At 55.0% G+C, this 12,096-nt stretch carries 8 protein-coding genes; 6 read left to right on the top strand and 2 right to left on the bottom strand.

The window, feature by feature from the left end; genetic code table 11:
• A partial coding sequence (locus tag EPD60_RS04190; protein ID WP_207896541.1) for an IS256 family transposase occupies nucleotides 1–656 on the bottom strand: 656 nt, incomplete at its 3' end.
• A 135-nt stretch (nucleotides 657–791) separates the two neighbouring features.
• On the opposite strand from EPD60_RS04190, the gene EPD60_RS04185 reads away from it, so the two are divergent.
• The 6 genes from EPD60_RS04185 to EPD60_RS04160 are packed head-to-tail and all read left to right on the top strand — an operon-like array spanning nucleotide 792 to nucleotide 9,178.
• On the top strand, nucleotides 792–3,749 hold the full coding sequence (locus EPD60_RS04185) for a type I restriction endonuclease subunit R (protein ID WP_131447168.1): 2,958 nt from the start codon (nucleotides 792–794) through the stop codon (nucleotides 3,747–3,749).
• The gene (locus tag EPD60_RS04180; protein WP_131447166.1) at nucleotides 3,742–5,001 is read left to right on the top strand and encodes a restriction endonuclease subunit S; all 1,260 of its coding nucleotides are present in this window, start codon (nucleotides 3,742–3,744) and stop codon (nucleotides 4,999–5,001) included. Before EPD60_RS04185 ends, EPD60_RS04180 begins: the two co-directional genes overlap by 8 nt.
• Before the next feature lie 14 nt (nucleotides 5,002–5,015).
• Complete coding sequence (locus EPD60_RS04175; RefSeq protein ID WP_131447164.1) at nucleotides 5,016–5,498, top strand: hypothetical protein; 483 nt, start codon at nucleotides 5,016–5,018, stop codon at nucleotides 5,496–5,498.
• Between the two features lie 4 nt (nucleotides 5,499–5,502).
• Entirely contained in the window at nucleotides 5,503–7,107 is a 1,605-nt protein-coding gene (locus EPD60_RS04170) for a type I restriction-modification system subunit M (RefSeq protein WP_131447162.1), read from the top strand.
• 40 nt (nucleotides 7,108–7,147) lie between these two features.
• Nucleotides 7,148–7,822, top strand: coding sequence for a hypothetical protein (locus tag EPD60_RS04165; protein ID WP_131447160.1), 675 nt, complete (start codon nucleotides 7,148–7,150; stop codon nucleotides 7,820–7,822).
• Between the two features lie 39 nt (nucleotides 7,823–7,861).
• Complete coding sequence (locus EPD60_RS04160; protein ID WP_131447158.1) at nucleotides 7,862–9,178, top strand: ATP-binding protein; 1,317 nt, start codon at nucleotides 7,862–7,864, stop codon at nucleotides 9,176–9,178.
• A 251-nt stretch (nucleotides 9,179–9,429) separates the two neighbouring features.
• Here EPD60_RS04160 and EPD60_RS04155 read toward each other — a convergent pair whose 3' ends face one another.
• Entirely contained in the window at nucleotides 9,430–11,574 is a 2,145-nt protein-coding gene (locus EPD60_RS04155; RefSeq protein WP_165871402.1) for a M1 family metallopeptidase, read from the bottom strand.
• Nucleotides 11,575–12,096 lie beyond the last annotated feature (522 nt).

Raw genomic sequence — 12,096 nt, 5'->3', positions numbered from 1 at the left:
GCGAGCACCGAGCGCCAGAAAGCCGCTCCCTCGTTTTCTCCAAAGTAAATGCCGATCACTTCCTTTTGCCCTTCCGTGGAAACGGCCAGTATGGAATAGATGGCCCGGGTCTTCACCACGCCGTCCTGTCGGACTTTGAAGTGGATGGCATCGAGCCACACCACCGGGTAAACGCTCTCCAGTACCCGGTTCTGCCACTCCTTGATCGCCGGGATGATCCGGTCGGTAATGGCCGTCAGCGTGCCATCCGAGATGTCGAAGTCATAAATCTCCTTCAGGTGCTTCTGAATGTCTGAATAAGACAGGCCCATGCCATACAGGCTCAGGATCTTCTGGTCCATATCCTCGGAGATGACCCGCTGACGCTTGGCCACTGTCTGTGGCTCGAAGGAGGCGTCGCGGTCGCGGGGAGAAAAAATATCAAAGCCGCCCAACGAGCTTTGTATATTTTTTTGTGTGTGGCCGTTGCGCCGGTTGCCGCCCGGCCTTTTCTTCTCCTTAAGGTGCTCGTCCATCTCACCTTCTAAAGAAGCTTCAATAACGCGCTTTAAAAGCGGCGTAAAAACACCTTCCGCTCCAACTAAAGGCTTGCCGGAGCGAAGCTGCTCACCAGCCTCCTTTACAAAAGCATCAAAATCAAATGATTTCTTTTCCATCGTATATCAATTTAATCAGTTTTAAATTGACACACTTTATTGAGCATACTCGAGCGGCACAAATCTATCCGGCGATACCCTGTATATCTAAACGTATCCCTATTTTGTGCCCCGCTACCACCAAAACCAACCGGAATGAGAGAACTGGATATTGAAAACCAATTAATCGGCAAGCTTGCCGATCTCAAATACACCCACCGGCCCGACATCCGTGACCGCGCCGCGCTGGAGCAGAACTTCCGCAAGAAATTCCAAGACCTCAATCGGGTCACACTGAGCGATGCGGAGTTCAGCCGCCTGCGCGACGAAATCGTCAACCCCGACGTGTTCGCCACAGCGAAACTGCTGCGCCAACGGAACACCTTCATCCGTGAAGACGGTACGCCCTTGCAATACACGCTCGTCAATATTAAAGACTGGTGCAAGAACGACTTCGAGGTGGTGAACCAGCTGCGGATGAACACGCACAACAGCCACCACCGCTACGACGTGCTGCTGCTGATGAACGGCATCCCCGTGCTGCAGGCCGAACTCAAGACCCTCGAAGTAAGCCCGCGCCGCGCCATGCAGCAGATCGTGGATTACAAAGCCGACCCCGGCAACGGCTACACCAACTCGCTGCTTTGCTTTGTGCAGCTCTTCGTGGTGAGCAACCGCACCAACACCTGCTACTTCGCCAACAACCGCGCGCAGCATTTCAACTTCAGCGCCGACGAGCAGTTTCTGCCCGTGTACCAGCTGGCCGCCGAAGACAACAAGAAGATCACCCACCTCGACGACTTCGCGGAAAAATTCCTCGCCAAGTGCACCCTCGCCCAGATGATCAGCCGCTACATGGTGCTGGTGGAAAGCGAGCAGAAGCTGCTGGTGATGCGCCCCTACCAGGTCTACGCCGTAAAGGAGATCGTGCGCTGCATCGAAGAGAACCGCGGCAACGGCTACATCTGGCATACCACGGGCAGCGGCAAAACCCTCACCTCTTTTAAAGCCTCCACCCTGCTGAAGGAAGACCCCAACGTGGAGAAATGCCTCTTTGTGGTAGACCGCAAAGACCTGGACCGGCAAACACGCGACGAGTTCAACAAGTTCCAGCCCGGATGCGTGGAGGAAAACACCAACACCGAGGCGCTGGTAACTCGCCTGCTGTCGGAAGACTATGCCGACAAGGTGATTGTGACCACCATCCAGAAGCTGGGCCTCGCGCTCGACCCCGCCAACCCGCGCAACTACAAAGACCGCCTGGAGCCGCTGCGCCAAAAGCGCGTGGTGTTCATCTTCGACGAATGCCACCGCTCACAGTTCGGCGAAAACCACAAGGCGATCAAGGAGTTCTTCCCAAAAGCGCAGCTCTTTGGCTTTACCGGCACGCCCATCTTTGAAGACAACGCCATCAATACGCAGGCGCAGGGCGACAAGGAAAGCTGGAAAACTACCGAGGATATTTTCCAGAAATGCCTGCACCGCTACACCATCACCCACGCCATTGAAGACCGCAACGTGCTGCGCTTCCACGTAGACTACTTCAAGCCGGAGGTGGAGGTGACGACGGGCAGCTGGACGCACCGCGCCGGGGTGGCCAACCACATCCTCAACAAGCACGACGACGCCACCCACGGGCGCCGCTTCAACGCCATCCTGGCCACGGCCTCCATCAACGAGGCCATCGAATACTACGACCTGTTTCAAAAGCTGCAGCAAAAGCGGTTGGATGAAAACGAAAGCTACCAGCCCCTGCACATCGCCTGCGTGTTTTCGCCGCCGGCCGAGGGCAACAAGGACGTGCAGCAGCTGCAGGAAGACCTTCCGCAGGAGCAGATCGACAACCAGGTGGACCCCGAAGGCAAGAAGGCCGCGCTGAAGGGCATCCTCGACGACTACAACCGGCAGTACGGCACCGCGCACCGCCTGGCCGACTTTGACGGGTATTACAAAGACATTCAGCAGCGGATCAAGGACCAGCAGTACCCCAACAGCGACTACCCGCGCGCCAAAAAGATCGACCTCGTGATCGTGGTGGACATGCTGCTCACCGGCTTCGACGCCAGGTACCTCAACACGCTGTACGTAGACAAAAACCTGAAGCACCACGGCCTCATCCAGGCCTTTAGCCGCACTAACCGTGTGCTGAACGACACGAAGCCCTATGGCAACGTGCTCGACTTCCGCAGGCAGAAGGATGCCGTGGATGCGGCCATCAAGCTCTTCTCGGGCGAAAGCGGTAGCCGCGCCCGCGAGATCTGGCTGGTGGAGCCAGCGCCTGTGGTGCTGCAGCGCTATGCCGGCGCCGTGGCCGAACTCGCCCAAATGATGGGAACCCAGGGCCTCGCCTGCGCCCCCGAGGAAGTGGCCAACCTGAAAGGCGACGCCGCCCGCGCCGACTTTATCAACCGCTTCAAGGAAGTGCAGCGCCTCAAAACGCAGCTGGACCAATACACCGACCTGTCGGAGGCCGACAAGACCGCGATCGACACCATCCTCCCGCCCGACGCGCTCCGCTCCTTCCGCAGCGCCTACATCGAAACGGCGAAGCGCCTGCGCGACAAGCAGGGCGGCAAAGAACCAGGTGTGGACCCCAAGGTGGAGCAGCTCGATTTCGAGTTCGTGCTCTTTGCCTCGGCCATCATCGACTACGACTACATCATGGGCCTCATTGCCGCCTGGAGCGCACAGGGGCCGAAAAAGCAGAAGATGACGCGCGAAGACCTGGTGAACCTCCTGGGCTCCAGCGCTAACCTGATGGAGGAGCGCGACGACATCGTGGCCTACATCGACACGCTGCAGGCCGGCGCGGGGTTGAGCGAGGAAGCGATCCGCGGGGGCTATCAGCAATTCAAAACGGAGAAGCACGCGCAGGCGGTGCTGGCCGTGGCGGCGAAGAACGGCCTCGAAGCCGAAAGCCTGCAGGCCTTTGTGTCGGGCGTACTCAATCGCATGGTGTTCGACGGCGCGCAGCTCACCGAGCTGCTGGCACCACTCGACCTGGGCTGGAAGGCACGGACGCAGAAAGAGCAGGTGTTGATGAATGAACTGATTCCTATTTTAAAGAAACGGGCCGGCGGCCGGGAGATTGCCGGGTTGAAAGCGTATGAATAGTAAAGAAATGGGACTTGTACCGCGTAAGCGATTTCCGGAATTTGCTAGTGCGAACGGTTGGAGTCAAGAAAAACTGGGTAATGCTGCGTCTTTGTCAAAAGGAAAGGGAATTTCGAAAGCTGACATATCAATCGATGGCACCTTACCCTGCATTAGATATGGCGAATTATACACGGAATACGGCGAGATTATTAAGAATATTAAGTCACGCACAAACATCCCATCTGCCCAACTGGTTCTGAGCCAATTCAATGATGTCCTTATTCCATCCTCAGGAGAAACAAGGGAAGACATAGCAACTGCTTCCTGTGTATTAAAAGATGGTGTCGCACTCGGAGGAGATATCAACATTATTCGCTCAGGTATCAACGGAGTTTTTCTTTCTTATTGTTTGAATAATACCAAAAAGAGAGCTATTTCGAAAATAGCACAGGGTGACGCGGTTGTTCACCTCTATAATACGCAGCTCGAAAAGCTAGAAATAGAAATACCAAGCCTTGAAGAACAACAAAAAATCGCAGCCTGCCTTTCTTCCCTCGACGACCTGATCGCCGCCGAAACCCAAAAGCTGGAGGCCCTCAAGGCGCATAAGAAAGGCTTGATGCAGCAGCTTTTTCCGGCGGAGGGAGAAACGGTGCCGCGGTTAAGGTTTGAGGGGTTTGAGGGGGAGTGGGAACAAAAGACTTTGGGAGAAATAGCAAAGTTTAGTTCTGGAGGAACTCCATCTAAAGACAATCCTGAATATTGGGATGGTACCATTCCTTGGATTAGCGCTGTATCGATGCACAATTACACCTTACATGACTCTGAATTAAAAATTACTGACTTAGCCGTAGCAGAAGGTGCTGCGATTGCAAAAGAAGGGCAGTTGCTGATCTTGGTACGAGGAAGTATGTTATATAAGCGCATTCCGATGGGAATTGCAAAGCGTGAATTGTCGTTCAATCAAGACGTAAAGGCCATTTCACTTGATGCATCGATCTCGAGCGACTTTCTTTTACACTTTTTAGTAGCATCCGAACCTGTGCTTTTAGATAAAGTAACTGCAACTGGAATTGGAGCAGGAAAATTAGACTTGAACGACTTGAAACAATTCCTAATTCTTGTCCCATCACATGAAGAACAATCAAAAATCGTGGATTCACTATCTGCTTTCGACGAGCAGGTGAGTGCTCAGATTAAAAAGGTTGAAATATTAAAAACACACAAGAGAGCCCTCCTCCAAAACCTCTTCCCATCTGTTTCTGAATAAAAAGCATTCTGTATATGCCTTCGACCGAACTCTGTTTCAATCTTTGGTTCCTGACTGATGTGGCCACGGGGCTGGCCTATGGCTGGTGTGGGCGTGTGTATTCGATAGCCGGTGACGATGATACCAAAATCGATCTGTTGCGCCAACTGGCCGAGACCGACTTCGTCACCGCAAGGCGTGAGCGGTTTCCGAGCGAATGGAAGGTGGTCAGGGGCGAACATGTTCTGGAAGGCCACCTGGCAATTAGCCAGTTCAATGAGGCGTTGGAGCATATTGACTATTTCGCGTCTGTACTGGAAGCGGCACTTCCAATATTACCCCCGTATAACCATGGGCCTGCTCCATCGGCGCAGCCGGTGCGGCAGCATCTCCCCAACAACCCTGTGTATGTCGCAACGATTCTGATGGAAAACGACCGCGGAGAGCTCCGTCCCTTCACCACCCCCGAAAACAAAGCCTGGACCGACTGGGAGCGCATCCGGTTAAACAATCTGTAACACCATGACCGCACAAGACTATAAACAACTCGGCTCCACCCTCTGGAGCATTGCCGACGACCTGCGCGGCGCCATGAACGCCGACGACTTCCGCGATTACATGCTTTCCTTTCTCTTTCTCCGCTACCTGAGCGACAACTACGAGGGCGCGGCGAAGAAGGAACTGGGGAGCGATTACCCGCAGCTGGATAAAGAAGACAAGCGTTCGCCGCTGTCCGTATGGTATGCCGCCAACGCGGCCGACGTGGAAGAATTCGAAAAGCTGATGCGCCGCCGGGTGCACTACGTCATCAAGCCTGCCTACCTCTGGAACAGCATCGCCGAGCAGGCGCGCACCCAAAACGGCGAGCTGCTGCACACGCTGCAGGAGGGCTTCAAGTTCATCGAGAACGAGAGCTTCGAAAGCACGTTCCAGGGCCTCTTTTCGGAGATCAACCTCAACTCCGATAAGCTCGGAAGGAATTATGCCGAGCGCAATGCCCGCCTCTGCACCATCATCCAGAAGATCGCCGAGGGCATCGGCAAGTTTCCAACCGGCTCCGACGTGCTGGGCGATGCCTACGAATACCTGATCGGGCAGTTTGCCGCCGGCTCTGGCAAGAAGGCCGGCGAGTTTTACACCCCGCAGCAGATCTCCACCATCCTCTCCGCCATCGTGGCCCTCGACAGCCAGGACCCCGCAGCAGGCAAGCGCCCCCGCATCGATAAGGTGCTTGACTTTGCCTGCGGCTCGGGCTCGCTGCTGCTCAATGTGCGCCGCAAGATGGGGGCCCAGGGCGTGGGCCAGATCTACGGGCAGGAAAAGAACATCACCACCTACAACCTGGCGCGGATGAACATGCTGCTCCACGGAATGAAAGACACCGAATTCCACATCCACCATGGCGACACCCTGCTCAACGACTGGGACCTCCTCAACGAGGCCAACCCGGCCAAAAAGATGGAATTCGACGCCATCGTGGCCAACCCACCCTTCAGCTATCGCTGGGAGCCCAACGAGGCGATGAGCGAAGACTTCCGCTTCAAGAGCCATGGCCTGGCACCGAAGTCGGCGGCCGACTTCGCCTTCCTGCTCCACGGCGTGCACTTCCTGAGCGATGCCGGCACCATGGCCATCATCCTGCCCCACGGCGTGCTGTTTCGCGGCGGCGCCGAGGAACGCATCCGCACCAAGCTGCTTAAAGACGGACACATCGATACGGTGATCGGGCTGCCGTCCAACCTGTTCTTCTCCACGGGCATCCCGGTGTGCATTCTCGTGCTCAAAAAATGCAAGAAGCCGGATGATGTGCTGTTCATCAATGCCGCCGAGCACTTCGTAAAAGGCAAGCGCCAGAACAGCCTCGCGCCGGAGCATATTGAGAAGATCATCGATACTTACCAGCACCGGAAAGAAGAGGAGCGTTATTCCCGTCGGGTGTCGATGGCGGAGATCGAGCAGAATGGATTTAACCTGAATATCTCCCGGTATGTGAGCACGGCTACGACGGAAGAAGAGATTGACTTAAAGGCGGTGCATGCGCAGTTGGTGGAGATTAATAAGAAGGCGGAGGAGGCGCGGATGAGGCATAATGAGTTTTTGAGGGAGCTGGGGTTGCCGTTGATTTAGTTAATCTTCATTAATTATTCTCTTTAAAAGACAACTTAAAATGCTGACACGAAGCACGCCCTTGTTGAATGATGTCCGAACTGCGATACAAAGCGAGGAGTTCAAAGAAGATCTCCGGGATTTCGCTCACTATGGAGCCAACATCAAGTTGGAAAAGTTCGTCGCGTATGCTCTTGCAAAGTCGATGACGAAGCAGGGTGCACATTGTACCCTGGAAAAGAAAAAAGTTGACTTAACCGTTAATGGAAAATCGATGGAACTCAAGTTCCACTATGATTTTGACATTCACTGGAAGCTACCGAAAGAACTTGGCCAGATTGGAAAGGCAGACTCCGCACCCGATACCTTGCAGGACTATTATGACCAATTGAACAGCACCGCAAAGAGCAAATCGTGGGAGGTCATGTTCGGAGTACTAAAGGATGTCCTTGAAAAGAAATGTGATTCTTTTCTATGGATCATCTCCGAAAGGGATTTCCCTACCTATTCGCAGGTGTTCAACATGGAGTCGGTATGCTTTTGGGACGCCATGCGTGTTCTGGCCGACCAGATTCCGGATGGAACGATAGAAGAAAAGGTCAGAAAATACTTCACCGCTCCCCTATACAAAGAGCGTCGGTACGAAATGGTATACGAAACGGTAACTATAGACAAGCCGATGATTACGAAGATGCATTTCTTCTTCCTCGATTTTGCCGCCAGCACCAATCCGTAGAGATAGCCTTACATCGTAGTTTTATTGCCGGAGGAATTTATGCCCGAACACCAGAACATAGAATACAAGCAAAGCTGGCACGACGATTACCTGAAATGGATCGTTGGCTTCGCCAATAGCCAGGGCGGCACTATTTTCATTGGAAGAGATGACAAGGGCCATGTAATAGATGTTCCTGATTACAAAAAGCTGCTTGAAGACCTTCCGAACAAGATCCGCGACGTATTGGGAATCATGGTGGAAGTGAACCTGCACGAAGAGCGCGGAAATCATTACCTGGAAATTATCACACCCCCTTATGCGGTGCCAATCTCGCTGCGTGGTGTCTATTACACGCGAAGCGGAAGCACGAAGCAGGAATTGAAAGGAAATGCACTCATCGAATTCCTGTTGCGGAAAACCGGCAAAAGCTGGGATGATGTAATTGAGCCTGCGGCTTCACTCACGGATATCGATGAGAATGCTATCAAAAAGTTCGTGCGTGATGCGAAGGGAAGTGGCCGCTTGCCCGACCTGGACGGCCTTTCGCTGCAGGAGTTATTGGAAAAGCTACGACTGATGGAAGCAGGAAAGGTGAAACGGGCCGCTCTCGTTCTGTTTGGCAAAGACCCCGGCCGCTTCTTTCCGAACATGGTGGTTAAAATGGGGCGCTTTGGTACGTCGGACGACGATTTGCGGTTCCAGGAAACAGCGGAAGGGAACTTGATCCGCTTATTGATTGAAGTTCCCGATGTACTGAACCATAAGTTTTTTGTGAAACCGGTTGACTTCCAGGGACTGCAGCGGATTGAAAAGGGCGAATACCCGGTAGCAGCCCTGCGTGAAATGCTATTGAATGCCTTGGTTCATCGCGATTACATGGGAAGCACTGTACAGATCCGCATGTATGATGACCGCTTCAGTATCTGGAATGAAGGTTTTTTGCCACAGGGACTCACCTTAGAAGCATTAAAGCGCCAGCACCCGTCGCGGCCAAGGAATCCATTAATCGCTGATGTCTGTTTCAAAGGAGGATATATCGACGCCTGGGGACGGGGAACGCTTAAAATTATCAATTCCTGCAAGGAAGCTGGTTTGCCGGAGCCTGAGATGAAAGAGCAGGATGGTGGCATGCTTGTTTCACTTTTTAAAGATGCTTATCAGGAGCACCTTTGGGCTGCTTATGATCTGAATGAGCGTCAAAAGGAAGCGTTAAAAGTCTGGAAAGACGAGGATTACATCACCACCGGACAATACCAGCAAAAGTTTGACATAACAGACCGGACAGCGCGGCGCGACCTGACAGAGATGGTTGCCTTAGGCTTACTGGAAAAAACGGGAGATAAAAAGACGTCCAAATACCGTTTCCGGAAATAAGTTGTCCGTTACATGTCCGATAAGTGTCCGTTACATGTCCGTTACATGTCCGTTACGTGTCCGATAAATGTCCGCTACGTGTCCGGAAAGCAGGCATATCCGGTGAGAAAAGCACCGGGAATTAACCACGAAGAAAAGCCAGTCGCGTCACGTCCCCCCATGGATGTTTCCCGAAGTCCTACGGACTAATTTCTTGAAAACGCAGAAAGCCTGACCGATTGGCCAGGCTTTCTGCTATTACAAACATTTCATCAATCCTTCTTAAACGTAAACCCCGTCCCGCCCTGCGTGAACTTCATCTCCCCTTTCTCCGGGTCGAATTCAATGCTAACACCCTGGGCCGCGATGGCGAACTTATTGCCGCCTTCATAAGTCATCGGGAGTGCCTCCTGCCCGTCGGGCTCGGCGTAGAGCGTGTTGTCCTTTTTCGTGATGGTGATCTTGATGGGGATTTTCGAAGAAGTATAGCGTCCGGTCACCTTGTCGAGCAACGCAGCCGGTGCTGCGGCTGCCTTCTTCGTGCCCGCATCACCCCAGCTGTTGTTGGCGCCGTCGGCATCCACATAAATGCCGCCGTCGATCTTCAGCGAAGCGATTTTCTTCGTGCCGGGTAAGTTCAGCGTCGCCAGCTTGCCGTTCTTCTCCCAGATGGCGGCGGTGAAGTGCACCGTGTCTTTGCTGCCGTCGGCAAACGTGCGCTGCACGTTGAGCGGGATGGCGAAGCCGCCGATGTTCTTTACGGTGAGGGTGCTGCCCCTGGCGCCGGCCGTCAGCTTGTCTACGGCCACATCCATATAGTTGCTGGTGAAGAACCAGTTGTTCCAGAACCAGGTAAGGTCGCGGCCCGAGAGGTTGCTGAAGGAGTTGAACATATCCCAGGGCAGCGGGTGCTTGCCGTTCCAGCGGGCCATGAAGCCGTGGAGCGACTTGCGGAAAACTTCATCACCCAGCATGTCTTTGAGTGCCAGGTAGGCGAGCGCGGGCTTGCCGTATTCGTTGATGCCGAGGGCGGGGCTGCCCAGGAGGTTGCCCGGAACGATGATGGGCACCTGCGTTTCGTCGGTAGGGTTGGTGGCCCATCCGTTCACGCGGAACTGGCGGAAGAACTCGTCGGCGGCGGTCTTGCCGAGGTCTTCGGTGGCGATCATGTTTTCAAAGGCGGTGGTCCAGCCTTCGTCCATAAAGGCATAGCGGTGCTCGTTGATGCCCATGTAAAACGGGAAGTAGCTGTGGCCCACCTCGTGCTCGGCCACGAAGCGCTGGAACACGGAGTCGTCCTGCGGGCTGTCGTTGGCCATCATGGGGTATTCCATATCGGCCACGCCCTGGATGATGGTGCTCTTGGGGAAGGGATAGGCAACGCCGGGCCAGCGGTTGCTGTAGAAGTCGAGCGAATGCTGGATGTAGCGCACCTGGTGGTGGAAGTTCGCGGCCGAATCGATGTAGGCGCTCTGGCAGGAGGCGCGGCGGCCGGTGGCCTTGTCTACCACCACCGAGGCGGCGTCCCACACGTAATGGTCGGAGATGCAGAAGGCCGCGTCGGGCACATGGGTGGCGGCAAAGCGCCAGGTGTTGGTGGTCGGCGCTGTGATGCCGCCGGCGGCGAGGTCGGCCTTCGTCACCACGTTGATCACGGCATCCGAAGTAAGGCTGCGGTTGTATTTCTCCAGGTAGGCGGGCTGCAACACGGCGCCGGCGTTCTGCAGCATGCCGGTGCCCCATACCATAAAGTTGGCGGGCACCGTCACGGCCACCTCGTAGTCGTTGAAGTCGTTGTAGAATTCCTGCGCCTCCACGAAGTCCATGCGGTCCCAGCCGTGGGTGTCGTCGTACACGGCCACGCGCGGGTAGAAGTAGGCGAGGAAGAAGCTGGTGCTGTCGAGGCGTCCTTCGCGGCCGCTCTCCTGGCTCACGTCGTAGTGCCAGTTGACGGTGAGGGTGACGGAGTCGCCGGGCGCGAGCTTTTTGGTAAGCGGCACATCCATGAAGGTGCGCACCGTATTGGCGCGTACTTTCTTCTCAACGCCGTTCTCGGTGTAGCGGTCGATGTTGATGCCGCCGGTGAGGTAGTCGCGCGCCGCGGCGCCCATGCGCGAGGCGCCGGGCTGGTGGATGTTCTGAATAAGCTTGATGGTAAGCCGGTTGAGCGTGTTGGGGCTGTGGTTGGTGTACACGATGGTTTCGGTGCCGGTGACCGTCTTATTCGGCGGCGTCACCTTCACTTCGATGTTGTAGCGGCCTTTGTTCTGCCAGTAGTTCTTACCCGGGGCGCCGTCGGGGCTGCGGGTGCCGGCGGCATAGGCCTGCTGGATGTTGCGGGGCATGTAAAGAGGCTGCTGCTGTGCGGCGGCCGTAGTGGCAACGAGCAGGGCCAGGGAAGCGATTGCGCTTTTCATTTCTTGGAGGTTTGTTGAAAGAACCCGGTAACCGGGTCCCGAATTTACCGGTTACGCGGCAGCGGGAGTAAGAAAAGGGTGCAGTGGTCCGGATTTTGGGGCGGGCGGTCTTTCTGAATGCCGCCATTGCGCCTCCTAATGCCGTCATTGCGAGGAGGCGACTGAAAGGAGACGACGAAGCAATCTCCCTATCTATGGGACAACTCCCTTGCTTCGGTATACAGCAGTGCCATAGCTGTGGGGATTGCTTCGCTACGCTCGCAATGACGGCTCTGGAAGAGATCGCCCCTCGCAATGACGGTCCTGGAGGAACACAAAAAAAGCCCCCCGCATCTGCGGGGGGCTTTTCATTTTTATCATCTAATCTTAGCGTGCCAGTTGTACCAGCTTCAGGTTGTCGAAGTAGATGTCGCCGTTGGTGGACGACTGCCAGTAGGTCTCGGCGCCACCGCGGAAGGTCTCGAAACAGATGGTGTTTACGAGGCGCTTGGCGTCGTTGGTGGTCCAGCGGATGGCCTGGTC

The sequence above is a fragment of the Flaviaestuariibacter flavus genome (genome assembly GCF_004337505.1).
GTDB lineage: Bacteria > Bacteroidota > Bacteroidia > Chitinophagales > Chitinophagaceae > Flavisolibacter > Flavisolibacter flavus.
Note: the sequence above shows the minus strand (reverse complement) of the source record. Positions and strands in the feature narration are given on the sequence as shown.

Coding starts and splice junctions, on each gene's coding strand:
- EPD60_RS04165 (WP_131447160.1), top strand. CDS start 7,148: ATGCTGACACGAAGCACGCCCTTGTTGAATGATGTCCGAACTGCGATA.
- EPD60_RS04180 (WP_131447166.1), top strand. CDS start 3,742: ATGAATAGTAAAGAAATGGGACTTGTACCGCGTAAGCGATTTCCGGAA.
- EPD60_RS04170 (WP_131447162.1), top strand. CDS start 5,503: ATGACCGCACAAGACTATAAACAACTCGGCTCCACCCTCTGGAGCATT.
- EPD60_RS04155 (WP_165871402.1), bottom strand. CDS start 11,574: ATGAAAAGCGCAATCGCTTCCCTGGCCCTGCTCGTTGCCACTACGGCC.
- EPD60_RS04185 (WP_131447168.1), top strand. CDS start 792: ATGAGAGAACTGGATATTGAAAACCAATTAATCGGCAAGCTTGCCGAT.
- EPD60_RS04160 (WP_131447158.1), top strand. CDS start 7,862: ATGCCCGAACACCAGAACATAGAATACAAGCAAAGCTGGCACGACGAT.
- EPD60_RS04175 (WP_131447164.1), top strand. CDS start 5,016: ATGCCTTCGACCGAACTCTGTTTCAATCTTTGGTTCCTGACTGATGTG.